Raw genomic sequence first — 25,130 nt, 5'->3', positions numbered from 1 at the left:
GCTACCAGCTATGCGCTGATTTTGACGATATTCCAATCTAGAAGGCAAAGCCCGGATAAAAATCCTAATTTGAGTTTAAGACAATCTTTCAAACCCGAATAACCATGAAATCAAGCATCCTCAACTATCCCAGTCCGGATTGATTCTTCGACATGCGAGATTCCATGTGTCCATTTAAAATCAAATAAAAAACACATGAAAAACAGAAGAGAATTTCTCCAAAAATCAGCCCTGGGCATCGCTGGGCTTGCAATGGCCCCATCCTGGCTGCAAGGCGCGCCTGCCCTCATCAAATCGATAAACAAGCCCGATTCAGAGATCAATGGCGTCAAGATCGGCTGCATTACCTATTCATTCAGGTCCCTGCCTGACCAAAGCGCCGAAGCAACCCTCAAATACGTGGTGGACTCTGGCCTATCTTCCATTGAGCTGATGGGCGATCCCGCCGAGAGCTTTGCCGGAATGCCCAAGCCGACTTTTGACAGGATGCGGGCTTTTCAATTGGGGGGAAAACAGCGTCGGGGAGAGACCCTCACCGAAGACGAAACCAAAGAAATGGCGGACTTGCGCGCCCAGTCCGAAGCCTACACGAAAGTGGTAGCGGACTGGAGAGCCCAGGCAGACATGAAGAAGTTTGAGCAGCTGCGCAAAATGTACAAAGACGCCGGCGTGAGCATCTATGCTTTCAAGCCCAGCGCTTTTGGCAGAAACAACTCAGACCTGGAAGTCGCCTATGGAATGAAAGCCGCCAAAGCGCTCGGTGCCAGCCACGTCACTCTGGAGCATCCTTCCGACGATGAGCAGACGCTCCGTCTCGGCAAGCTCGGTGAAAAAAACAAGATGAACGTAGGCTACCACGGGCACGAACAGGAGACTTTCACCTTTTGGGATACCGCGCTGGCGCAAAGCCCAAACAATGGACTCAACCTCGATGCGGGCCATTACATTGCCGCAGGCCATAGCGACCTACTCCAACTCATCGAAAAGCAACACTCCCGCATCCTCAGCATGCACACCAAGGATCGGCAGACTCCGGCCAACGGCAAAGGCAACCTGGCTTGGGGCCAAGGCGACACCCCGATAGGCGACATGCTCAAGCTCATGCAGAAAAACAAATACAAGTTTCCTGCGACTATCGAACTGGAATACCAGGTGCCGGAGGGATCCGACGCGGTGAAAGAAGTCCAGAAGTGCGTGGAATTCTGCCGAAAAGCATTGGCCTAGAAGCCGGTGGGAAGCGGAAAGGCATCGCATTTTCCCAGACCAGAAAACCGAGTCAGCAATTCTGGCTCGGTTTTCTTTTTAACCCTCTTTTTTCACCGCAAGGGTCGTGATGGGACGCTCCAAGATCGGCACCATCTCGGATCGCACCTCCGCAAACAAATGCCTGATGCGGCAGGTTTCCTCATCCTCGCATTCCGCACAGGCCTCGTAGAAGCGTTCCGATATACAGGGGATCAGCGCAATCGGTCCGTCCACCACCCGCATGATCTGCGCAATGCTGATTTCCGCAGGATCTTTGGCCAGGGTATAGCCTCCTTCGGCTCCCCGGATACTTTTGACCAGCTGGTGGGTCTTGAGATCTCTGAGGATGTTTTCCAAAAACTTGTAGGGAATACGCTCACGCTCTGCGATCAGCTTGGCCGAAACGGGGACCAGCTCCGGATGGTCTTGCAGGAAAAGAATGGTTTTGATGGCGTATTTGGCTCTTTTGGATAGCATAAGGATGGGTTATTGGCGTCCAAAGTACGAAAAACCGGGGAAGCCGAAAAGTCGGGGATGAGTTTTGGAAGAAAGTGAAAAAACGAGCAATCAGTGGCTCAAAGGCACTTTTTCCCCTGCCTCTATCCGAAAATCCAAACGGTTTTCCCTGGGAGGAATGGGGCAAGTGGCGAACGCCGTGTAGGCGCAGGGGGGATTGTAGGCGTAGTTGAAGTCAATGATGGTATTTCCCTTGTTGTCCGGAAAGGCCACATAGAGGTAACGCCCGCTGGGGTAGGTTTCCCGGTCATTGGTCTCGTCGGAAAAGATCACAAACAGCTTTCCCTCATCCTCAAGCATGATCAGTTCCTGCTTCTCTCCATCGATCTCAAACTTCAACAATCCCATCACACGCCACTCGATGACTTGCCCAAGGACATTGGTGATGGACATGAACTCATTGAACTTGGGCTGGAAAAAAGCATCCAGTCTCCAATGCGGGTCATAGCCAAAAGTCGGCGTGGGTGCATACGCGGCCAAAGCCGGGTGCTGGAGGTTTCTCAGTCGCACCGCAAACCGGCCTCCCCGTTCGATTACAGACCATTTCCACTTGCCTGACTGGAGGCTCCCATCCTGTCCTTCTTCCAGGGGAAACTGCACCATCTCATTGGCTTTCCCAACTGAGTTGGCCACCTCCTGCCCGGTAGCCGAGCTAAACACCACGCGATCAGATGCTACCCGAAACAAGCCAAGTGCTCTTTTTTGGGCTGAGGAAGAAATCGCCAAGCTGTCATCATTCACCCAATAGAGGTGGTTGGCTCCTGGCTCCAGCCATAGCAAGCCCGCCAAGTTCAACCAGCCATTTTCAGCCAGCAGCTCCTCACATCGGTGATCTTTCCACTGTTCAAACTCGGCATTTTGGGAGAAAGCCGAAAAGGCTATGGACAAATAGGCCAAAAGGAAGGCAATCGGTGTTTTCATGCTTTATGTCAATCCATCATTTCGCCAAAGGCGGACGAGATCTGTGGTGGGAATGTCTACAATACGCCCCAAATTAGAAACTTATAGCTTGATCTGATGGGAATAGCCCCACAAAAGTGCAATCGGATCGTCTCCCCACCGTTCTTTCTTCACATTTTTTCCATCCTGCGGCAATCCTTTAAAAATCATGATTATTGAAGCAGAAAACGAATGTCCCCTCAGTCTATTTCCCTATCTTAAGACATCAAAAAAACCACAATCGTATGGATTTATCCTCTGTTTTTTCGCTCGATGGTAAAGTGGCCCTGATCACAGGTGCAAGCAAGGGAATAGGGTTTGGCATCGCGGAGATCTTTGCCGCTGCGGGAGCCAAAGTCGTCATCAGCAGCCGCAAACAAGACGCGCTGGATGAAAAAGCCAACCACCTCAAAACCCAAGGCTACGAAGCCCACGGCATCGCCTGCAACGTGAGCAACGTGGACGAGCTATCGGCGCTGGTAAAAAAAACCGTAGATAAGTATGGAACCATCGACATTCTGGTCAACAATGCCGGCACGAGCCCGGTTTTCGGGCCGGTTCATGAGACCAGCTTGGAAGCTTTTGACAAAATCATGGCGGTCAACGTCAAGGCGCCCTTTGAACTTTGCCGCCTCTGCTTCCCCCACCTTCGCAAGTCTTCCGGCGCCTCGGTGATCAACATTTCCTCGATCGGAGGTATCAGCCCAGAGACCGGCTTGGGCATCTATTCCGTATCCAAAGCAGCGCTGATTTCCCTCACCAAGGTGTTTGCCAAGGAATGGGGCGAAGCCAAAATCCGCGTGAATGCCATCTGTCCCGGCCTGATCGAGACCAAGCTCTCCGAGCCACTCTGGGGCAACGAGAAAATCATGAACAAAGTCCTACAGCAACTAGCCATCAAGCGAACCGGCACCTCGACGGAAATCGGCCTTTTGGCCCTTTACCTGGCCGCCTCGGCCTCATCCTATACCACCGGAGCGGTTTACACAGCCGACGGGGGATTTTCGATCTAGGGCTCAGCCTTTGAATCTAAACTTGAGGTATTTGATCTTTTCCCCCTTGTCGGAAAATATTTTTTCGTAGCGCGTCTTGATCCCGTGGTGGTCATCCTTCATCTCGCTTTGATAGAAGTCATGCGTAAAGGCCAGCACCTCGATATCCTCGCGGGACTGCACCAGCTCCAGGCTGTAGTCAAAAAGCCCGGTGTTGTCGGTCTTGAAGTGGACGGTGCCCCCAGCCTTGATCATCGGCTTGTACATGTCCAGAAACTTCGGTGAAGTGAGCCGGCGCTTCTCGTCCCCGTCTCTCGGAAACGGATCCGGGAAAGTAATCCAGAGTTCTGAGATCTCGCCTTCGGCAAAAAAGTCCTCCAGCTGCTGGATTTGGGTACGAAGAAAAGCCACGTTGGTGATGCCCTCGGCGGTCGCGGTCGAGCTGCCTTTCCAGATCCGGCTGCCCTTGATATCCACTCCGATGAAATTTTGCTCAGGATACTCACGACCCAGACCGACGGTAAACTCCCCGCGGCCACAGGCCAATTCGACTACAATGGGATTGGGATTTTGGAATTGTTTTTCGTTCCAGTGGCCTTTGATTTCTTCAAAAATGGGTTTTCCGGCCTGGACAACGTTGGGATTTAATTCGTTTTGGGCAAAGCGAACCAGCTTTTTTCTGCTCATTTAAAGATCGTCGATTTCTGCGACCACAAAAGTACTGCCTCCGACAAATATCAGGTCATCCGCTCCGGCATTTTTTCGGGCAAAGTTCAGCGCTTGGTTGATGTCCGAAATGACATCACCCGAGAGTCCGAGAGCCCTGGCTTTCTCGGCAAGCTGCGCTGCGGGCATCGCCCTTGGCAAGTCCGCCTGGCAAAAAACATAGCGAGCATCTTTGGGCAACAGCGCCAGGATCTTCGAAATATCCTTGTCCTGCACCATACCCAATACCATCCAAAGCTGGGAGTAGTCATAGGTCTCGAGCTGCGCCAGGATCTCCCGAATACCGGGTTCGTTGTGCCCCGTATCCGCTATCACGGTAGGCTTTTCTCCCAAAACTTGCCAGCGTCCTTTCAGTCCCGTCAAGGCGCTCACCTCCGCCAGACCTTTCTCCAGCGCTGCCTCAGAAATATCCCATCCCATCTCTCGAAGCTGAGACACAGATTCCAGGATGCCCGGTAGGTTGAAGCGCTGATAGTCTCCCTGTAGGCCAAAGTTAAGCTCGGATTTCTGTCCGTCTTTTTCCACGGAAAACAGGGCCAGTTTCTGGTGTGAAGCCATTTTTACAACCCTGAGCTTTTGGTCTGCGAAAACGATCGGTGCCTGCTGCTCCTGGGCTTTTTGGACAAAAACCGGTTCGGTCTCTTCTTGGGTTTGGCTGATGACTACCGGAATACTCGGCTTGATGATCCCCGCTTTTTCCCCGGCGATCTCGGGAAGCGTATTTCCCAAAAACTGCACATGGTCCCAGCCGATATTCGTGATGATGCATAGCTCGGGCAGCAGGACATTGGTACTGTCATATTTCCCGCCCATGCCCACTTCCACGATGGCGATATCGACCTGCTCTTTGGCGAAATGCCAAAAAGCCATGCCGACCGTCATCTCAAAAAAACTGGGCTGGAGCTGGTCAAGAAAACCCTTGTTTTCCGCCACAAACTCCACAACGGCTTCCTCGCCAATCTCCTTCCCGTCGATGCGGATTCGTTCGGTGAAAGACTTGAGGTGCGGGGAAGTGTAGAGGCCGGTTTTGTAGCCAGCTGATTGCAGAATGGCCGCCAGAGAATGGGAAGTGCTACCTTTCCCATTGGTGCCGGCGACGTGCACAGACTTGAATTTCCGCTCGGGATTGTCTAAATGGGCACAAAGTGCGAGCGTATTGCCCAGATCTTTTCTGAACGCCGCCGCTCCTACCCGCTGAAACATGGGAAGGGCGTGAAAGAGGTAATCCAGCGTTTCTTTGTAATCCATCGTCAATCCACCTGAATCACAAAGGTGATCTTTCCGGTCGAAAAGTCTGCGGCGGCACCGCCCGATTTTTTGAAATTGATCTGGTTGACGACCTGCCGGTAATAGGCCAAGACATCGTTGGAGACATTGTACTCGAGCGGCACGGCTTGCACAACCCGTCCAGAGTCATCCACGGTGATCTTAAATACGATTTTGCCATTGCGGGTGGATACGCGGTCGTTGATGGTAGGTCTGGATGCGAAGTCCCATCCAGCCAAGTCAAGGCTGTATCCGGAACCGGAGTTGGTACCTTTGCCGCTTCCCTCTCCCATGATCGCCCGGCCATCGACCGTGCCCGTAGGTTTTCCCTCATCGCCTTTTGCATTGGATGAGCCTTGGGCTCCTCCAGCCGCTGGCTTAGAACTGCTACCAGAAGTCCCTCCCGCTCCAAAGATCGCCCGCTGGTCGATTTTAGGCTTCTCGGGTGCTTTTTGGGTCGTCTGTTCCGCTTCTGATTTGGCAGGTGTGGTGACGGTCTTCGTAGGTTCCGTCTTTACGGGATCAGGTTTTTTCGTTTCCGTTGAAGCCTTTTCTACCCCCTTGATCGGAGATGGCTTGTTGGTCACCGCCTGGTTTTCTGCTGGTTTGGAAGTGGTTTTTGGCTTTGCCGTCTCTGTTTTGGGACTGGGCGCGGGAGTCGCTGGCTGGGTGACAGCCTGGGCTACCTCGCCGGGAGCGGCCTGCTCCACGCTTTGGGATGGAGTCTCCGAAGGGGCATTTGGGCTGTCCCTGTTGCCGGAGCCCGTGTCAGTAAAGCCAAGGTTCAGCTCCAAGCCATAGGTAGGAAGCGGAGGAATGGGCTGCTTCCAAACCACGATAAAGTAGAATGCAAGCAACAGCAGGACGTTCAGCACCAAGGTGATGATCGCCGATTTGCGTTTGCTGTCCTTTTCTACCTTATCCGCATTCCAAGTTTCCATGGCTTAGTAGGGTTTTGTGGCGATGGACACGTTGGCTTCGAGACCGGCTGCGATACCGCCGATTTCCACCAAGTACTCCACCGGTACGTCTTTGTCAATGTGCAGGACGACTTGGCCTTTTTTGCCCGCCAGTAGTCCAGTCAATTCCGATTTGATCTGGTCACGTCCCACTACCCTATCATTAACGGAATATTTGAGGTCTTTGGTCACCGTGACCGTCACTTCCTGCATCACGATGTCCGAAGTCTCGCTGGAAGGCAAGTTAACTGGAAGCCCTGAGGGCGTGATAAACGAGGAAGTCAGCATAAAGAAGATCAGCAGGAGGAAGATGATGTCCGTCATCGACGACATGCTAAACGCCGCTTCTATTTTGTTTTTTGACTGAAGTCCCATCTTATTTGTCCTGAAGAAGGTCTATGAATTCAATCGAGGTGTATTCCATGTTGTGAACCAGCTTGGACACTTGCGTGACCAAGTAGTTGTAGCCTAGATAGGCCACGATACCGACCACCAGCCCGGCGGCCGTGGTGATCATCGCTTCGTAGATCCCGGAGGAAAGCAGCTTGGGAGAGACCATCCCCTCTTCCTGCGCGATGGAGATAAAAGCCTGGATCATCCCCGTAACGGTACCCAAGAAGCCGATCATCGGCGCAGCACCGGAAACAGTGGCCAACAGGCCGAGGTTCTTTTCCAGTTTATAGATCTCAATCTTCCCGACGTTTTCGATAGACACCTCTATGTTTTTCAGTGGGGAACCGATGCGGTCCACCCCTTTGGCGATCATGTTGGCCACCGGGGTATTTTCTCCGGCACAGAGCATCTTAGCCTTCTCGATCTGTCCACTCTGCACCAGCACTTTCACCTGATCCATCAGGTGGCCGGGGGTTTTGGCGGCCTTGTTGAGCGTGATGAGCTTCTGGACGAAGATAAATATCGCCAGCACAAACAAGAGATAAAGCGGAGCCATCATGTAGCCTCCTTTGATGAGGAGGTCGAGCAAGCCGATGTTTTTGGCTTCGGCACCCATGGCCAGACTGTCCATGGAGGATAGGGAATCGGTAGAGAGGGTTTGGAGAAGAGTCATATTAATATTTCAAAATCCACAATTCTTCGCTGTATTGGGATTTGAGCTCTTCGAGTTTCTCGGCCGCCAACCTGAAGCTGGCAAACCTGGAAAGGGCGAGGCGGTAGTTGCTGCCACCGTCGTAGGGAGTGATGAGGTATAGCTCCGCGTTTTTCGCAAAATACTGGCTCGCCTCCTCTATCGCCATCTTTTCATTTGGCAAACTTCCAACGATGATAAAATACTGCGGGCGTTCCCCTTTGGACTCTACTCGGATCAAATTCCCAGATGCAGTATTGGCAATAGTTGTACCAGTTTCGGCTGGTTTGGAAATATTAGGGTTTGAAATAGTTGAAGTAGCGATAGAGTCCTGGTTTACAACCTCTTGATTTTGTCCAGCTGCTGTAGTTTCGGCGGGAGATTGGCTTGCAACGGGCTCCGATTGGGGGCTGTCTTGCTCTACCACCTCAAAAATGGTTTCTGAAACTGCCGGCTTTCGGTTTTCGAGGATCTGCCAAACGATCACCGTCACAATCCCCAAGCCTATCAGCAGAACTGCCCACGCCCAGGAAGAAGACTTTTCCCCGTCTTTCGACGCGGCAGCGGCAGGTGGTGCAGTCTTGGGCTGGACGGCCTGAGCGGGAGTTTCGGTAGGGACAGACGCCGGCTCGGATTCCGCTACCCCCGCTTTTGGTTCCTCCTCCAAATGCTCTTCCCCAGAAGCCAACACCTCACTGGAAATCAACTCCTTTGCCTCTAGTTTTGGCTTGAGCGGACTGATTTCCACAAAGGGAAGTCCGAAATCCTTGGGGTCTGACCACTGCTTGCTCTCTGAATCTTTTGCCGACATGCGCTTGGGGGAAAGCTACGAAACTAACCGAAATGCAGGGAAAGGCCAACCCAGCGGTGAAACATTATCAGAATTTAAAGCTCGCCCCGCCGATCAATTGAATGCCTCTGACGGGGTAGTTGAGCCATCTGGCGTTATTCCCATTGAGGATGTTGTTGCCTTCGGCAAAGATCCCAATGCGGTCGGTGATGCCGTAGGAAGCCTTGAGCTGTAGGTCGGCGATGGTTTTCAGTGTTTCCACTTCATAAAATCCACTCGGAACCGGTATCAAATCGGCGGTAGGGATCGCTTCGCCTCTCGCCTTGACTCCTCCCATAAAATTGAGATTGGCCTGCACGACGAGTCGCTCTACCGGAGTCACCTGATTGTTGATCCTCAGCTCCCAAACTGGCCGGTGCCAAGCTTCCTGCTGGGTATTCAGCTCATATTGGTAGAGGTCCAGTCGGCTGCCCAAGGAATAAAACTCGCTGAGCTTAAAACCCAATTCCGCGTTGATATTGGCCACGGTGGACTTGTCATCATAGACGATTTCAAAACGGGCAGTGTCCGTAAGGGAATTGGCAAAGAAATGAAGCTGGTTGAATCGGCTTACCTTGACGCCTGCGCGGTAGTGAAACGCCTCCTGAAACTGCCCCTCGACACCGCCTTCGATCTGGTAGTTGTTGATGGTGTTGAGCAATTGTTCGCTCGGGCCGAGGTAGGGGTTTTCGTTGACAAAGCTGAAATAGGTATTCCGCTGCACGTCTCCGGAGAATGAGGCAAAGAAACCAAACTCATCGGCAAACTGGTAGCTGGCTTGCAATACCGGGAAAATATGAAAATCGCTGTCCTTGTCCGCCAGAGAGTCATTTTCAGACACCAAATTCAGCCCAGCCGTGAAGCGGAAGGCCTCGTAGTCGTAGGAAATGCGTGGACGGATGGAAAAATAGTTGCGCTTTTCCTGGTAGTTGACGTCGTTGGGATTGGTATGGAAATAGGCCAAGTCTACCTTGCCCGACCAGTCGGATTCGGTGCGGAATTTACCTCCGGCTTGGATCCCGACTTCGTTTTCCTTGACGGCGTAGCTGTCCTTGAAATTCCTAAAACTCAGCTGGCCCTCATAGGAAAAAGGCCCAGTCTTCTCGATGTCCCTTACGCCTGCCTTGACCTGTACATGGTTGAGTACATTGTTTGCCGTCTCAAAGGGAGAGTCGGGATTTTCGAAATTCACAGGATCGACACCATAGAAGGAGTATTTGTTTTGACCCCATTCCAATCCTCCAAACACTTCAAACAGCTCCCCAAAATAGCTTCCGTCCGCTCCAAAGACCGTGTGCGACTCGGCGCTTTGCTCCGCCTCTACCGGACCTTTGCCAAAACTCTGATGCTGGAACTTCAGCGCATAGTTAAGTGGGTCGGCATTGATGGACATATATCGTCCCTCAAGTAGCGGCGAGGCAAAATTGCCGTATCCGGCTCGGACATAGCCAGGGTAAAGGTCTACTTTGTCCTGTCGGTAGTTTTTCTCCAAAGCCGTTGGCTGGAGCTTCAGAGCCGGGAGGTTTAGAAAAAAGGGCGTCACAGCATAACTAAAGTCTCCCAAGCCCTTCGGCTGAGGCAAGGCAGGCATGCGCTCATAGGCTCTAGGCTGGGTGGGAACCGTCAGTACCCGGTCTTTTCTGATCACAAACTCCTGATCCTGCACCTCTCCCCTCTTCTGCTGCTGATCTTGGGCCGACAAGGGGGTGATTCCACAAGCAATAGCCCCCACAATGAATGTATATAAAGTCAGTCTGTTCATGGCTTAGTTCAGGGTTTTGAGTTTGGCTTCGGCTTCGGCTTTGATCTCGGCATTGGTAGCGCGCTCCACAATGGATTCGAGCGTAGCCTTGGCTTGGAAGTCTTCACCGGTTTTCAGGTAGTTGTCCGCCAGCAGGAGGAACATCTTGCCATACCAGTAGCCAAAGTCTGCGTAGGGGCCGGAGGAGTCAAAGATGGCGTCGTTGGACTTGGCGATGTCCCCTTTCTGCTGCAAAGACAAAGCCAGCAAATACAATCCTTCCGCTCCCTGTATGGTCTTGTGCTCGTTGACCAGGAGCTGAAGCGTGAGCTCCGCTTGCTGGTTTTGCTTCAGTCCCGCCTGGGCCTTTGCTTTGGTCAGCAGTGCCGTTGGCGTGGACTCGGGAATAATCCCGTCCAGCGTCATCAGCTTGTCGGCATAGGTGATGCTCGGCTGATAGTTTTTTGCTTCGAAATTGGCTACCATCAGACCTTGGAAGGCCTCGGCTTCCTCTACCTTGCTTCGGGCATTTTGCGCAGCAGTCTCCAAGTAAGGAATCGCAGCCGCATAGTTGCCTCGCTCCAGCTCGATCGCGCCGATCTTCTGCATGGCTCTCACCCGCTGTGGGGAAGAAGGCTCCTTTTCCAATTGACGGAAAAAGCTGAGGCCGCGCTCTTGATCTCCGGCCTGCAAAAACGCATCACCGGCAAAATAAAGCGCTTCACTGCGCTGTGCGGATTGCGGGTAGCTGCGGAGGTAGTTTTCCAAAGCCCGCGCCGCCTGTGCGTAGTTTTTGTCAAAATAGAGGCTCTTCGCAGCTTCGTATTCCAGGGACTGGACATTGCCGGAGCCGGGATTGGCCGATTTGTATTTGGCCACGTAGTCTCCAAACTCACCGGATCTGCCTTGCAGTGCCAAGGTTTCCTGTAGGCCCTTGAGGGCTGTTTCGGCGTTGTCCGAATTGGGGTGATTGTTGAGAATGTCGCGATAGTCGGCGACGGTCTGGTCGTAGTTTCTCAGGGAGAAATTGGCCACGGCCCTGCCTTCCAGAGCGAAAGGAATGAAAGGAGAGTTTGAGCGATTCATGATCAAGTCCGTGAAAGCCTGGGAGGCTTCGTTGTATCTTGACTCCTCCAGATAGATCTGCCCCTTCTGAAACATGGCGTCCTCCAGGTAAAGGCTAGTGCGGAATCCCGAGATCAGTCGATCCAGATTGCCAAGTGCCTCGTTGTTTCGCGACTGGAAGTTTTGCACCACCGCCAAGCGGTAGTAGGCGTAGTCGATCTGGGAATTGGACTCGGAGATCGCCCGCTGGAAAGTGGCAGCTGCATCCCCAAACTTCTTCTGCACATATTGGGAATCACCGAGACGAAGCAGCGCATCGTCATAGTTTTGTTTGTCCTCTCTTCCTCTCAGCTTGTCAGTGTAGAGCCTAAACTGCTCTTCGGCTCTGGGATAGTTTTGGGAATTGAAGTGCGCATAGCCCAAGCCGTAGTGGCTTTTGATCGCATAGGGATTGTTGCTTGCCGGATTCATGGCACGAACCGCCTCATAAGCACGGATGGCCTGGGGAAGATTCCCCTCCGCGGCTAGGATCTCACCTTTCCAGAAATGGGTCTCCAAGAGCAGCTCTTTGTCTACCGGAAATGCCTGGGACTTATCCAAAAGGGAAAGCGCTTGCTTGTATTTCTGGTCGCGATAGTAGACCATGGCCTGGTAGTAGGCGACTTTCTGATAGGCTGACTGGATGCGCGGAGACTTGTTGCGGATCTTGTCCATCTGCTCGATGGCACGCAGGTAGTCGTTGGAATTGATCAGCGCCTCAGAGAGCAGGGTCTCTGCCTCAGCCCGATTCTTTCCGCTTGGATAGGTATCGAGGTATTCGTCGAGGGCGGAGATCGCCGTGGAAAAAGTGCCCTTCTGTAGGCTGGCTTTCGCGTAGTTGAAGAGGGATTCCTCTTGGATCTGCTTGTTGAAGGAGGATTTGGATGCGGCCTGAAAGCTGGTGGTCGCAAACTGGTAATTGTCCAGCTTCAGATATGCATGGCCCAAGTAATAGCTGGATGACTGTCCAATTTCGTCGGTGGCAGAGGCCGAGACCTTCAGATAGTCGGTCGCGCGCTGGTAGTTGCCGATTTCGAAGAAAGAAATACCCGCCTTATACACCTCTTCCCGGGAAAGTGTCCCCTTCTTGGCGTTAATGAAGGCATCGTAGTTCTTCGCAGCGTTGGCAAAATCCTTTTTCGCATAGTAGGCCTCGGCCAGGTAGAGATTGATGGTTTCCTTGCGATCCAGGCTTTGACCCGAAGCCAAAAGCGGCTCTGCGTAGCTGATTACCTGATCGTAGCTCTTCTCCTGATAGTACAGCGCGGTCAGCAAATAGGGAACCTTGTTGGCATAGAAGGAGGATTTGCCTGCGGCTTGCAGATCGGCGATGGCCTTGGCGTTGTTGCCGTTTTCCATCGCGATGAAGCCACTGTAGTAGTAGGCATCGGCACTGACAGGCTGGTTGAGCGTCTTGGCTTGGTCAAAAAACGGAGCCGCCGCACCGTAGTTTTTCAGCTGAAAATGGGAGTAGCCCTGCTTGAACAGTACCTCTGCCCTATTGGCTTCACTGAGACTGTTGGTCTTCACCAAGGCATAGCCATCCAGTGCCTCTTTGTAGTTTCTTTTGTAGAAAAAGTGATCCCCCATGTACAGGCCCGCAGTGGCTACGGAGGGGTGGTTGCCGTGGTCAAAAATATAGGCTTTCATCAATCCCGGGCCATCGGGGCTCTCCACCTGAAGCGCGGCCATCGCGCGGTGGAGCTCAGCGGACTTTTGCTGCTCCGAGGTGAGGTTTTGGGCGAGCAATCGGCTGTTGTCATAGAGAACCGCCGAAAAGAGCTGTTTGTCAAAAAGCTCCAATTGATAATCCAGAGCTTGCTGGGGACTGGTCTGATACAGCGTGGACTGCGCATGCGTCCCCGCACTTATCCCCAGGCCTGCAATCAGTACCAGGTAGTATTTCATCGGTTTATAATTGGTTTATAGAGACCAATAGGAACATCACGGCGGACACCACGCGCCGTTTGCGGATGGCATGCCACAGCTTCTATTTCCGGATTGGCTGTCGGGTAATCAGTGCAAAATCTTATACACCAGCTCGCGGAGGATTTCACCCTGCTCCATGCTTCCGGAGTCCACTCCCTTGAAGCGAAGGTCTGCCTCTTTGATGTGTGCGAACACATCAATTACCTTGCCCAATTTGTAGTTTCGGGCGGCCACTGAATACTCTTTTAGCGCATAGGGGTTTACGCCTATGGCTCCGGCCAGCTGGTTGTCAGGCATGGCCCCAGCCCGGTGGATGAGGGCTATCTTGCTGAAGTAGTTGTACAGCAAGGAAAAAATCGGGATAATCGGATGGGACTTGGGATTTTGGATAAAGTAGTGGATGATCTGGTTGGCCTTCATCACATCCCTGAATCCTATCGCTTTGGTCAGCTCAAAATTGTTGTACTCTTTGTTGATGCCGATGTACTTGGAGATGTGCTCGGCGGTGAATTTGGTCGGTTCGGGAAAATTGATCAGCATCTTCCCCACCTCATTGGTGATCACCTCCAGGTTGTTGCCTATCGAGTCGGACAGCAGTTGCGCGGCTTTGGACTCGATCTGGTGTCCCAAGCCCCGGAAATATCCCTCTACCCACTCGGTCAGCTTCCAGTCTTTGACCTTTTCCGAGTTGACGAACACGGTCTTTTTGTCCAGCTCTTTTTTCAGCGAGCCCCTTCCGTCCAGCTTTTTGTGCTTGTGGGCAAAGACCAAAATCGTGCTCGGCAGGGGATTGCCCGCATAGGCCAACAGGAGCTTTTGCGCATCCTCTTTGCCAAGATCAGGAATGCTCTGCGCCTCCTTCACTATCACCACCTGACGTTCAGCCATCATGGGGAATTTGCGGGCATTGCTCAGGATCACGCTCATCGGAGAGTCCTTTCCGTACATCACGAGCTGGTTAAATCCCTTCTCGTGTTCGGGGATGGCATTCTTCTCGACGTAGTCGGTGATCAGGTCGATGTAGTAGGGCTCCTCCCCTTCCAAAAAGTAAATGGGGGCAAACTTTTTCGCTTTCAGATCTTTGAGTACAGCTTCGGGAGAATGGGCCATGGATGGGGAAAACTAGAAGGTTTAAAGATAACAGGCAGAGGGAAACCGGAGCAAAAACCGGGAAAATATTCTTTGGCAAACTATTCCGGGCTTAACTTTGTATGGATATTGGTCAACGGCTCTCAGTCGACCATCCACAGCCATTGGGAATCTAACAACATGATGAGTTTCGAAAAAGGGATAGCACTGTATCAGGAAGGGAAGTTTGAGGAGGCCCTGGAGATATTCAACCAGCTGATTTCATCCAAGACAGGGGAATCTTCACTCCACCTCTATCGGGCGAGGATCTTGACCCGCCTCGGAAAAGGCGAAGCGGCCCTGCAGGATTTTGATCTTCTGCTCAGCCAGAAGCCGTATCAGACGGACTACATCAGCGACCGCGCCGTGGTGCTCCATCTTTTGGGAAGAAACGACGAGGCGCTAGCGGAACTGGATCGTGCTGCTAACCTGGATCCGAAAAACCCCTACCGCTATAGCAGCCGGGCTTTCTTCAAGGATCGTATCGGCGATCTCCACGGAGCTATCGAAGACTACGACAAGGCCATCGAGCTAGATCCCGAGGACGCCGTGGCCTACAACAACAAGGGGCTGGTAGAGGAAAAGCTGGGATTCAAGGAGCGGTCCAAGAAAAGCTTTGAAAAATCCGACGAACTCATCGGGTATGATCCGGAAAAATCGGCCAACGACCTTCCTTCCATAGGAAGCAAAAAATCTGCGGAAACACCCCAGCCAGGGCCCATTCGGGAACAGGCACCCAAACAAATGAGCTCAGGCCACTTTTGGAGCACGCTCAAGTCTCTGCTGCTGGACTCCAAGACCCGCCGTGAGTTTGGCAGGTTCCTGGGCGATTTTTTCTCGGGCAAAAAGTCTAAAAACGCTTGATCACCCAGAGCGGCTTGTTGAGAAAGTAGGACATCTTCTTTGACAGGTTCTTGGAGAAGATCTGGTCAAAAAAGGATTTTTTCTTGCTGAGTGTGACCAGCACGTTGCCCTTGGCTACCTGCAGGTAGTTTTCCAATCCCAAGGCCAGGTCATCCCGATAGGATTTGAGTACGTAGTTGATTTTCTCATAGCGGACAAAGGGCTTGATCTCATCCACCATGGCGATGTGTAGCGACTTGTCGATGGCCTTTTGGCTGGAGGAGACGTGGACGATGTCGATTTCCGAGTCAAAAAGGCTCGCCAGATCCACCACCTTCTGTATGGCCAGCTTGTCCTCCTCGAGGTAGTCCGAGGCATAGACAAACTTGCGGGGAGGCTTGAAAAAGACCTTCCGGGGCACGATCAGGATATCGCGATCCGACTGCTCCACCATCCGGCTAGCCCTGCTGCCGATGATGTGTGAGCGGAGTTCGTTGATCCCCTCAGTGCCCGCCACGATCAGGTCGGCATTGATTTTTTTGGCATATTCCAGCGTTCCGCTGACGATTTTTCCCTCCTGAAAATCCACGTCACAGCCCTTCAGCCCGTTTGGGATCCCCTCATAGATTACCGCTTTCTGGAGGTTGGTGAGCTTTTCCTTCACAAAATCCTCCTGGTGCTTTCCGTCTTGGTCAAGCGGAGAGAGCTTCAGATAATCCTCCCGGTTGAGCACATGAAACAACACCATGTGTGCTTTCAATTTTTCACCCAATTTGGTGGCAAACTCTATGGCATTTAGGGAACATTCGGAAAAATCTGTAGGACAAAGAATCTTAAAAGTGTTTTCCATCAGTAACATCAATAGCCTCTCTGGCGGTTAACGAGATTAAAAAGGGGCTGGTTGGCCTTCAGTCTCTTGAAATTGTCAATAATCTGGGGAGCGGCGGCCTGGGGATTGGTCACGCTGGCGATGTGCGGGGTGAGCTGGATCCGCTTTTCCTCCCAAAACGGATGGCTCGTCGGCAGAGGCTCCGTCCTGTAGACGTCCAAAAGCGCCCCAGCTATATATCCGGCCTCCAGCGCCGGGATCAAGTCCTCCTCGACGAGGTGCTTTCCCCTAGCCACATTGATCAAAAAAGTACCTGGTTTGCACTTTTTGAAAAGATCCAGGTTCAAAATACCCTCGGTGTCCGGGGTGAGCGGAAGCAGGCATACCAACACGTTGATCTCGTCCAAAAACTCCTGCAGCCGGTCCTTGGAAAAGTAGGGATATGGAAAGTCTTCTTTTTCCGAAAAACCAAAGCCAAATACAGGAAAGCCCATGTAGTCGAGCTTGTCCAGCACATCGCCGCCAAGCGCCCCTACCCCCATCACGCCTATGCGCGTGGGAATCTCCGGATTGCTCATATCCCAGACCTTGCGCTTCTGATCCGCCTGATACCTGGGCAGCTGGCGGTGGAAGTTGAGCACGCCCATCACCACATAGTTGGTCATAGACCAGGTGAGCTTCTCGTCCACTATCCTGACGATCGGAACCGAGCGGGGAATCGCCGGGTCGCTCAGGATATGGTCCACCCCTGCACCCAGGGAGCTGATGAGTTTTAGGTTGGGAAAGGCATCCAGATAACCTGGAGGGTGCTGCCAGAGCAGGGCCATCTGCACCTCCTCGGGCCTGGTAATGTCGGGGTAAACCTGGATGTCTATTTCAGGGTCGTGAAAAGTGAGGGCGTCGATCCAAACTTTGGGATTGCGGCCGGGGCTTATGATCGCTAAGCTCATTTTGAGTATTTTTGGGTTCTGGAGTAAAAATAACAGGTTCGGAAAGCCTCCGACATCCGTTGGTCAAAAACCGAGGGGAAATCTCGTAGCATGGAAACGAAAAAAACCAAACCGCTATGTCTTTGCGAACCATCAACAACGTTTCGAGATTGTAATCAAAACTCAATTTAATAAAACATGACCAGAAAATTCCATTTCGCTCTCATGACACTGTTCCTGGCTAGCTTTGCCGGTTTTTCGCAGCAGCTCCAAATGCCCCAGGCGAGTCCCAGCTCCAAAATCTCCCAGCAGTTTGGCCTGTCTGTGGTGACGGTGGACTACAGCAGACCGAGTGCCAAGGGCAGGAAGATCTTTGGCGAGCTCGTACCCTATGGCCAAATCTGGAGAACTGGCGCCAACTCGGCCACGCAGATCACCTTCTCCACCGAGGTGTCCATCAGTGGGCAGACGGTGCCGGCGGGAACCTACGCGCTCTACGCAATTCCTGAAAAAAGCCAATGGACGCTCATTCTCAGCAAAAACACCAAACTTTGGGGAGCCATCGGATACGATCCAGCCGAGGACCAATTGAGGTTTCAGGCAGCCACCACCAAGCCGAGCAAAAAATCGGAGACCTTCGAAATCGGCTTCAACAACATCACCGACAACAGCCTGGTGACTTCCATCAGATGGGACAATACCCAGGTTGATTTCCAAGTCGAGACCAACGTGGATCCCGTCGTCATGGCCCAAATCCAGAAGGAAGTCATCGACGCCAAATCCTCCAACCCTACGCTCCTTTTCCAGGCGGCAAACTACTACTTCACTACCTCCAAAGACCTCAACCAAGCCTACGCCTGGGTGAAACAGTCCACCGAGGAGGAGCCACAATACTGGACCATGCACCTCAGGGCCAAGATCGAAAATACACTTGGCATGAAAACCGAGGCACTGGACTCCGCCAACAAATCCAAGTCTATGGCCGCCGAAGCGGACAACCCCGACTACGTAGCCCTAAACGACCGTCTGATCAAGTCGATCAAGTAAAAATCAGGAAGCAGAAGATCGAAAAATTGGATTCCGGATCAATACAGACACTTTCGACGATTCCCGCAGAAGGAAAAGGCTAAAACCGAAAAGCCCCAGACATGATTCTGGGGCTTTTTAATTTTTAGCCTTTGGGCCCCTTACCTCCCAGGATAGGCTGCAAAATCACCCCAAAAAACATCACCGACAGGCATCCCACGGCATTGTACCACAGAAATCCTATATCCCAGTGGAAGCCCAAAATGCCAATTCCATTTCGGAAATGGATCAGCAAAATGGTAGCCTGAGACAGTAGTGCCGCGATAAACACAGCCCTTCCTTTCACCCACTTTATAAAAAAGCCCACGAGGAACACTCCCAAAATAGTACCGTAAAACAGCGAGCCAAGTAGGTTGATGGCTTGGATGAGGTTTTCGAAAAGCGAGGCATAGGTAGCAAACAGAATGGCCCCAAGTCCCCAAAAAGCTGTAAAGGCCTTGGACGAGCGGACGTAGTGTTGGTCGCTTGCTTCTTTTTTGAAGGACCTTTTGTAAAGGTCGATGGTCGTGGTAGAGCCGAGGGCGTTGAGCTCTGAGGCAGAGGACGACATTGCCGCGCTGAAGATCACCGCGAAAAGAAGACCCACGACGCCTTTTGGCAGATAGTCCATCACAAACCTCATGAAGACATAATCGGTATCCCGGGTTTCCGCCGCGGGATCATTTTTGAGGATGAGTTCCTTGGTCTGTTCGCGGATTTCGTTTTGCTCGGCCTTGATCTCTTGGATGCGTCCCTTGATCAGGTCGGCATTTTCCTCCTCGCCTGCATCGATCGCGGCGAGCATCTCCGTGTAGGCCGCCTTCCCGGACTCGAAATTGGACTGGTATTTCTTTTCCAGCTCGGAAAACTCCGGCGCATACTCGCTCTGTCGCAGCTTGTCTGTCTGCACCACATTGAACACCAGCGGAGGCTGGATAAACTGGTAAAAGACAAACACCATCACCCCGATGAAGAGAATCACAAACTGCATCGGGATCTTCAGGAAACCGTTCATGATCAGGCCCATCCGGCTTTGGCCTATCGTCTGTCCGGAGAGATACCTGGCGACTTGGCTTTGATCCGAGCCAAAATAACTCAGGAAGAGAAAGACCGCCGCGGTCATACCAGACCAGACATTGTAGCGATCAGCGAGGTCAAACTCGAAACTGACCACGTTCAGCTTGTCCATTTTGCCTGCTACGTGCAGTGCCTCGCCAAAGGAAATGGGCAGCAACTTGATCACGATGATGCCAGCCAGGATCATCCCGCCCATCATCACCGCCATCTGTTGCTTTTGGGTAATGGACACGGCCTCTGTCCCGCCCGAGACGGTGTAGAGGATGACCAGCGTACCGATCAGGATGTTGGTCCAGGTCAAGTTCCAACCCAGCAGCGTGGAAAGTATAATCGCAGGCGCATAGATGGTAATTCCCGCCGCCAGCCCCCGCTGTACAATGAATAGCAGCGCGGTAAGCGTCCGGGTTTTCAAGTCGAAGCGCTGCTCCAGATACTCGTACGCAGTGTAGATTTTCAGTCTATAGTAAATGGGCACAAAGCTCACCGAGATGATGATCATCGCCAGCGGCAGTCCAAAATAAAACTGGATGAAACGCATCCCATCTTCATAGGCCTGCCCTGGTGTGCTAAGAAATGTGATGGCGGATGCTTGGGTAGCCATGATGGACAGTCCTATCGTCCACCAGTTCATGCTACTGCGGCCCCTCAGGTAGTACTCCAGGGTTCGGTTTTCCCTGGTTTTGTAGATCCCATAGATGGCGATTGAAATCAAAGTCCAAAACAGGACGACCCAGTCGAGTGTACTCATGCGAATGCCACCGTTAGCCAGTAAAACAGTGCGATCATCGCGAAAAGGCTGGCCATCAGCCCAATGTAAATCAACTTCCAGCGTATCCGCTCCTCCTTCATGTTTATTGCTCGATCAGATTGATGAATAGTTTGGTGGCACCCGGTACTCCAGCAGGCAGCTGTCGGAAAAAGGAAATCCCGGTATAGACAAAAGTCCCGTCCCCATACTTGCCCACCAGTAGGGCTCCCTTGCTGGCCGGCTCGTCTGGATCCTGCATCACAAATGGGGTCTGATAGGCCGAATCGATCGCGGTGGCGAAGTAAAGCCCCCTTTCCTGCACCCAGCCCTCCAAATCCTGCGGGTTCATTTGATTCGGGCTTGCCAAGACAGGATTTTGCCAATCGGCCGTCACAGGAGATCCCTGCACCGCTACCCGATCCCTCCCGATGGTAAAGGGAAATGGCCCCAGTTGGTTGGTGAGCAGCGGCGAACTGGTGTTGTACTGCACGATCAGGTTGCCCCCCGCACGTACATAGCCCATCAGCACGGCCTGGTTGGCTGCCAGTACCTCGTTGGTATTGTAAGCGCGGATTCCGACCACGATGGCCTTAAATCTACTGAGCCGCTCCACATCATAGTCCTCCGGACCAATGAAGGATACCTTGTACCCCAGGGCTGTAAGCACTCCCGGCACGTCATCCCCCGCCCCCGGCACATAGCCGATCTCAGCCCCAGACACCTTCCAGTCTTCTTGGATCAGGTTGAGAGAGGACGGGAAAAAATAGGTAAGGTTGGGAATATGCTTGTAGGAAATCGACCGACTGCTCTGCGTGTAGGCCTTGCCACTGCCAGTAGTGAAGCGTGCGGTCACGCGCTTGAGTCCACTTCCATTGGGAATAAAGGATACCTGATACACTCTCCTCTTTTGGATCGGCACGTCCTCAATACTGAGGATCTTAAACTGGGAAGCATCCAAAACCTCAAAGTCAAGTTCACCAGCCAAAAACTGATCCCTGAAATTAACGGAAACGGTGACCGTAGGCTCTGCTCCGGATACCAAAAACACGTTTTCCTTGGACACGGTCAGGTCCACTTCGGGCACGATCACAAAGGGCTGCTTGACCTCTCCGTCCACCTGGTCATTGTATTTGTACTTCAATGGCACCGAAATGGAAAATTTTTGTCCCCCTACTTCATAGGAAAGGTCTCCGGAAATCGCCGGCTCGTTGAAAGGCTTTCCGATGAGGTTTTGATCCCGCACATCATATAGCGCACCGTCGATGGGACGACTCAGCCAATAAGGCTGGGAATAAGCCGCATCGGAAGGAATGGTGAAGGTCACCGGCGCAGACAGGGTATTGTTGGAAGCCAGCTCTCCACTCGCTTCCGCCTGCTGGATCCCGCCGACGCGGAAGGCCGAAATAGTGAGCGCCTGCGAAGAGGGATTGTTTACGACGAGCTCGGCACGAATTTCCTCCCCGGGAAATCCTGTTTCCTTTCTGACGTTGAATTCAAGTTCCAAGCCCAGGCTGAGTCTGATCGCCTGGTCTAGTTTCCCCATTTTTTCAGCGATCCAGGTTTCATCAGAGCCCAGCGCAGCCATCGCCGACCGGATTTTCAGCAGTGCGGGGATGTTCTTTTCCGGCTGGACAAAGTCAAAACCGGCTATCAGCTGCTTGAGTTGGTTTTGGACTTCCTTTCCTCCAGCCACCGTCTGCCAGCGATCTGCCACTCCCTCAAAAGCATCCTGCTCATAGTCCTCTCCGGCCACCAGCTGGATATAGTCACGGGCTTCGCCTATGCCCGCCGTGGCACCGAAGCCTTGGGACTTGTGCATTGTCCTGCTGTCTGCGGCAATCTGGTGGTAGGTTTCGCCCAAAATCGGATCGTAGCCGCCCACTTGGAAAACATGGTACTTCTTTCCCTCCTCGGGCTTGAATTCCCCACCGAAGTTGTAGGCGTTGAAGAAGATGCGCTTGGGCTGCCATGGCTTTACCCAATCAAGCTGCTCTGGAAACGCGTCGGATTTGCCAGCCAACTCAAAAGCTTCACCTGCCAAAATCGCCGAAGTGGTGTGGTGCCCGTGCGTCACGCCGGGAATGGTATTGAATCGGGTGATGATGATATCCGGCTGAAAGCGGCGAATAGCCCAGACCACATCGGCTAAGACCTTTTGCTTGTCCCAGTTTTGAAGGGTCTCCGTGGGATTTTTGCTATACCCAAAATCAGTCGCTCGGGTGAAATATTGCCTTCCTCCATCGGTCTCACGGGCCTTGAGCAGCTCCTGGGTACGGATCTGTCCCAGCTCCACCCCGAGTTCCTTACCGATAAGATTTTGTCCCCCGTCCCCCCGTGTGAGGCTGAGATAGGCCACTTCCGCATGGACGCCATTGACGAGATAGGCGATCAGCCGCGTATTTTCGTCATCGGGGTGTGCAGCGACGTAGAGCACGCGCTTGGTTTCCTCCAGCTGGAGCACCTGCTGGTAGATCAGGGAAGAAGGAAGGGACTGGGCTAAAGAGAGGCTGCTGAAAAAGCCGAAAACAACAAAAACAAACGCTTGGACATGCTTGGGCGAGATCATATTGGGCTTTTGATTGACACAGAAAGCTATCCTATTCTCAGACCAAATAAAAATATTTTGTGACTAGTGGATAAAATTCCGAGATCCAACTTATCACTTTCCGGGAATCGTATAGCCCACGGTAAACTCAAAAAAGTCGGCTTTCGCTTTGTGGGCTTTGATCTGCAAGCCTGCAAACATGTTGTTATCAAAGCGGTACCGCGCACCGATACGCTCGTAGAACCAGCTCATTTCCTGATTCAATTCATTGGAGTACAAGTACACTCCCAGCCCGATCGGCACGTACAGCTGCTCGGTCAGCTGCCACTCCCAAGAGCCGACCAAAGCCAAGGAAGTCTGGTCTTTGAAGGAAAAGCTTTCCTCTGGAAATCTCGACTCCATGCCCTGCGCCCAAAACAGATCCATCCCCAAGCCCAAGCGGTATTTGTAAGTCGGCTCCAAAAGGTAATTGAATCCCACACCGCCCCTGAAATACACCGGATCGCCGATCTCGTAATTCTTGATTCCCGTGTAGAGCGCCAGATTCCAAAAGGTCTTCAACTCCTTCTTGGCAAAGTCGGGAGCGGCGTTTGGCGTGGGCTGCAGCTCTCCCAGCTTGATCTTCATCGCCAGGTTAAGAGGAAAAAGGTTAATACCCGCATTCGGCTTCTTGGCCGAACCATTGGAGTAATGCTTTAGGCCCAGGCTGGCCTGAAAATCCGTCCTTGGCGAAATCCGGACTGTGGAATTGACGCCCATGTGGATGTAGGCATTGACCTTGGAGCCAATGTACTTGTTGTTGGGGTTCGAAAGCGAATCGTAGGGCTTTAGGTTGAAGCCCAATCCCAATTGCGTGAAATAGCCGAAACTCACCCTTTTCCTTTGTCCCAAAACGGAGAATGGAATCTCCATAAAACCATACAGAGCCTGGGGCTTGCCTATTTCTTGGTAGTACTTTAGGGTCGTATTGAAGCCCAAGCCCAAGGTCGGATATCTGTACAGGTAGTTAAACTTGGTGTTGGACAGCTTTCTCCAGCCAAACTTGACATCGATGGCTTTGAAATCCACCGCATCCTTGATTTCGTTGCCCCAGTCAGTGCCATTGCTGAGCATGGGGCCTGTTTCGTAGGAGAAGGAAAGCGACTTCTGAAACTTGGGATTCTGGGCGGAAACCGTGCTGACCAAAAAAATCAAAGACAGGAAAAATCCAACTTTAATCAGATAAAACATAAATTCTCTTCCGCTTGGATTAGGTAGTGCAAAACTATTTAAAATTCCTTTCAGAACTCAGGCTTTTGGGCAGAGATGACAAAAGTCAGTATCCAAGTCAGTAGACGGCCAAGCCGGCAAAAAAGCTACACTTTCCTAAGGCCAAAAAAAAGGCCGACATTTCAGTCGGCCTTTGTTGAAATTCGATCTTAGTTTTCTTGCCAGTTTGGACCAAGAAGTTCAGTCAATTTCTTGTTCATCGCTTCCGCCTCAGCAGTGTTTTTCAATCTGTTGTGGACTTGGAAGAGAATGATCATGATGTCGGTGTTGTCCGGCTTGAGCTCAAGGGCCTTTGAGAAGTAGGCAACAGAGCTCTTGTAGTTTTCGTCAGCCTTTTTGCCGATGATCGGGGACTGTTTTTCCCACTCAGCGTCAGAAAGATCGTTCAGCGTGTTCAGCATTTTTGTTGCCTGCTCCAGCAGCAGCGCGCCGGTGTAGTAGTTGCCTTCGAAGAAGTTTGGATCTACCTCTACAGACTTTTTGTAATCAACCAGTGCTCCGTCTGTGTCACCCGCTTGTTCCTTCAGATATCCTGATCTCAGCAGCAAACCCGTGTTGTTTGGATCGTTGGCAAGCGCATCCTTGATTTGGGCCATTGCTTCATCCATCTTGTTCAGTTGCAGCAAGAGCTGGATTTCATACTCAGCCAGGACTTTGTCGTTTGGATAGTCAGCCTTTGCCTTGTTTACCAACTCATAAGCCGCCTCTGGATTCTTCTCTTCTGTGCTCAGGATCTGAACCATGAAGTAGTAAGCGTTCAACTTGTTGTATTCAGGAACCTCCAGCAGGTAGCCGAAGTGCTTTTTAGCTTCCTCAAATTTACCCAGGTCGTTTGCCAAGAAACCGGCATTGTAGTGGATCGTGGTATCTTTCTGGTCAATCTCGCCAGCCAGGTTGAAGAACTCATAGGCCATCTCCAGATCTTCGACGTTGTATCTTTCGATGCCTTTGTCAAAAGAGATGTTTTTCAGAGTGAGTATGGAGTAAGGACGCATGTTGTCCGGTACGCCTGGCATGTCCTCAGCATAGACGTCTTTACCTACACCTGAAGACTTGTCGGCTCCGGCCATTTCGAAAGACTTGTTGTAAGTTTCCAATGCCTCGGCGCCCATTTCTACGGTCTCCATGGTGTTGGAAGAGTCCGAACCAAACATTTTGGTTTGGATTTGGGCTTTCAGTAAGAAAGTCGCAGGGTCACCGCTGGTTTCTGGATTGGTAGCGGCAGCGTTGATCGCAGTCAGTGCAGCGTCATAGTTTCCGGATTTATATCCTTTTTCGGCTTCCCTTACTACTTTCTTTTGAGCAAAGGCCAAGGATGTAGCACTTAGCAGTGCCAAAGAGAGAATCAGCTTTTTCATTAGCGTTAT

21 protein-coding genes are annotated in these 25,130 nt (G+C 52.0%); 4 read left to right on the top strand and 17 right to left on the bottom strand.

Annotation, left to right across the window (positions count from 1 at the left end; all coding sequences use genetic code 11):
- Positions 1-195: 195 nt before the first annotated feature.
- The gene (locus tag J0A68_RS13905; protein WP_206578813.1) at positions 196-1,224 is read left to right on the top strand and encodes a sugar phosphate isomerase/epimerase family protein; all 1,029 of its coding nucleotides are present in this window, start codon (positions 196-198) and stop codon (positions 1,222-1,224) included.
- 78 nt (positions 1,225-1,302) lie between these two features.
- Here J0A68_RS13905 and J0A68_RS13900 read toward each other — a convergent pair whose 3' ends face one another.
- Complete coding sequence (locus tag J0A68_RS13900) at positions 1,303-1,722, bottom strand: RrF2 family transcriptional regulator (RefSeq protein ID WP_206578812.1); 420 nt, start codon at positions 1,720-1,722, stop codon at positions 1,303-1,305.
- Positions 1,723-1,812: 90 nt separating this feature from the next.
- Positions 1,813-2,682, bottom strand: a complete 870-nt coding sequence (locus J0A68_RS13895) for a DUF1684 domain-containing protein (protein WP_206578811.1) — start codon at positions 2,680-2,682, stop codon at positions 1,813-1,815.
- Between the two features lie 263 nt (positions 2,683-2,945).
- On the opposite strand from J0A68_RS13895, the gene J0A68_RS13890 reads away from it, so the two are divergent.
- Positions 2,946-3,713 carry an SDR family NAD(P)-dependent oxidoreductase gene (locus J0A68_RS13890; protein WP_206578810.1) on the top strand — a complete coding sequence of 256 codons (768 nt, stop codon included), beginning with the start codon at positions 2,946-2,948 and terminating at the stop codon, positions 3,711-3,713.
- Positions 3,714-3,716: 3 nt separating this feature from the next.
- Here the strand turns inward: J0A68_RS13890 and trmB are convergent, their stop codons facing one another.
- From trmB to holA, 9 genes are all read right to left on the bottom strand, one after another.
- A complete protein-coding gene (gene trmB, locus J0A68_RS13885) occupies positions 3,717-4,379 on the bottom strand; it encodes a tRNA (guanosine(46)-N7)-methyltransferase TrmB (RefSeq protein ID WP_206578809.1) in 663 nt (220 codons plus the stop codon).
- Positions 4,380-5,666, bottom strand: coding sequence for a bifunctional folylpolyglutamate synthase/dihydrofolate synthase (locus J0A68_RS13880; protein ID WP_206578808.1), 1,287 nt, complete (start codon positions 5,664-5,666; stop codon positions 4,380-4,382).
- Between the two features lie 2 nt (positions 5,667-5,668).
- Positions 5,669-6,625 (bottom strand): energy transducer TonB, encoded by a 957-nt coding sequence (locus J0A68_RS13875; RefSeq protein ID WP_206578807.1) that lies wholly within the window; start codon positions 6,623-6,625, stop codon positions 5,669-5,671.
- A gap of 3 nt (positions 6,626-6,628) precedes the next feature.
- Positions 6,629-7,018, bottom strand: a complete 390-nt coding sequence (locus tag J0A68_RS13870) for an ExbD/TolR family protein (RefSeq protein WP_206578806.1) — start codon at positions 7,016-7,018, stop codon at positions 6,629-6,631.
- A gap of 1 nt (position 7,019) precedes the next feature.
- Positions 7,020-7,709 (bottom strand): MotA/TolQ/ExbB proton channel family protein, encoded by a 690-nt coding sequence (locus tag J0A68_RS13865; RefSeq protein ID WP_206578805.1) that lies wholly within the window; start codon positions 7,707-7,709, stop codon positions 7,020-7,022.
- Position 7,710: 1 nt separating this feature from the next.
- A complete protein-coding gene (locus J0A68_RS13860) occupies positions 7,711-8,538 on the bottom strand; it encodes a hypothetical protein (protein WP_206578804.1) in 828 nt (275 codons plus the stop codon).
- 67 nt (positions 8,539-8,605) lie between these two features.
- Positions 8,606-10,318, bottom strand: a complete 1,713-nt coding sequence (locus tag J0A68_RS13855; RefSeq protein ID WP_206578803.1) for a TonB-dependent receptor — start codon at positions 10,316-10,318, stop codon at positions 8,606-8,608.
- Positions 10,319-10,321: 3 nt separating this feature from the next.
- Positions 10,322-13,309, bottom strand: a complete 2,988-nt coding sequence (locus tag J0A68_RS13850; protein ID WP_206578802.1) for a tetratricopeptide repeat protein — start codon at positions 13,307-13,309, stop codon at positions 10,322-10,324.
- 108 nt (positions 13,310-13,417) lie between these two features.
- Positions 13,418-14,440 carry a DNA polymerase III subunit delta gene (holA, locus tag J0A68_RS13845; protein ID WP_206578801.1) on the bottom strand — a complete coding sequence of 341 codons (1,023 nt, stop codon included), beginning with the start codon at positions 14,438-14,440 and terminating at the stop codon, positions 13,418-13,420.
- Between the two features lie 72 nt (positions 14,441-14,512).
- Here holA and J0A68_RS13840 point away from each other — a divergent pair, with 72 nt between their 5' ends.
- Complete coding sequence (locus J0A68_RS13840; RefSeq protein WP_317195116.1) at positions 14,513-15,322, top strand: tetratricopeptide repeat protein; 810 nt, start codon at positions 14,513-14,515, stop codon at positions 15,320-15,322.
- Here the strand turns inward: J0A68_RS13840 and J0A68_RS13835 are convergent.
- Positions 15,309-16,151 carry a universal stress protein gene (locus tag J0A68_RS13835; RefSeq protein WP_206578800.1) on the bottom strand — a complete coding sequence of 281 codons (843 nt, stop codon included), beginning with the start codon at positions 16,149-16,151 and terminating at the stop codon, positions 15,309-15,311. The genes J0A68_RS13840 and J0A68_RS13835 overlap by 14 nt on opposite strands.
- An 8-nt stretch (positions 16,152-16,159) precedes the next feature.
- Positions 16,160-17,080, bottom strand: a complete 921-nt coding sequence (locus tag J0A68_RS13830) for a 2-hydroxyacid dehydrogenase (protein ID WP_206578799.1) — start codon at positions 17,078-17,080, stop codon at positions 16,160-16,162.
- Between the two features lie 177 nt (positions 17,081-17,257).
- On the opposite strand from J0A68_RS13830, the gene J0A68_RS13825 reads away from it, so the two are divergent.
- Positions 17,258-18,106 carry a DUF2911 domain-containing protein gene (locus tag J0A68_RS13825; RefSeq protein WP_206578798.1) on the top strand — a complete coding sequence of 283 codons (849 nt, stop codon included), beginning with the start codon at positions 17,258-17,260 and terminating at the stop codon, positions 18,104-18,106.
- 124 nt (positions 18,107-18,230) lie between these two features.
- Here J0A68_RS13825 and J0A68_RS13820 read toward each other — a convergent pair whose 3' ends face one another.
- The 4 genes from J0A68_RS13820 to J0A68_RS13805 form a co-directional block, all read right to left on the bottom strand.
- Positions 18,231-19,949 (bottom strand): sodium:solute symporter family protein, encoded by a 1,719-nt coding sequence (locus J0A68_RS13820; protein ID WP_206578797.1) that lies wholly within the window; start codon positions 19,947-19,949, stop codon positions 18,231-18,233.
- A gap of 103 nt (positions 19,950-20,052) precedes the next feature.
- Complete coding sequence (locus J0A68_RS13815; RefSeq protein ID WP_206578796.1) at positions 20,053-22,515, bottom strand: PIG-L family deacetylase; 2,463 nt, start codon at positions 22,513-22,515, stop codon at positions 20,053-20,055.
- A gap of 93 nt (positions 22,516-22,608) precedes the next feature.
- Complete coding sequence (locus J0A68_RS13810) at positions 22,609-23,724, bottom strand: acyloxyacyl hydrolase (protein ID WP_206578795.1); 1,116 nt, start codon at positions 23,722-23,724, stop codon at positions 22,609-22,611.
- Between the two features lie 188 nt (positions 23,725-23,912).
- Positions 23,913-25,121, bottom strand: a complete 1,209-nt coding sequence (locus tag J0A68_RS13805; RefSeq protein ID WP_206578794.1) for a tetratricopeptide repeat protein — start codon at positions 25,119-25,121, stop codon at positions 23,913-23,915.
- Positions 25,122-25,130: the final 9 nt, after the last annotated feature.

The sequence above is a fragment of the Algoriphagus oliviformis genome (genome assembly GCF_017254915.1).
Lineage (GTDB): Bacteria > Bacteroidota > Bacteroidia > Cytophagales > Cyclobacteriaceae > Algoriphagus > Algoriphagus oliviformis.
This window is presented reverse-complemented; position numbering and strand designations above follow the sequence as displayed.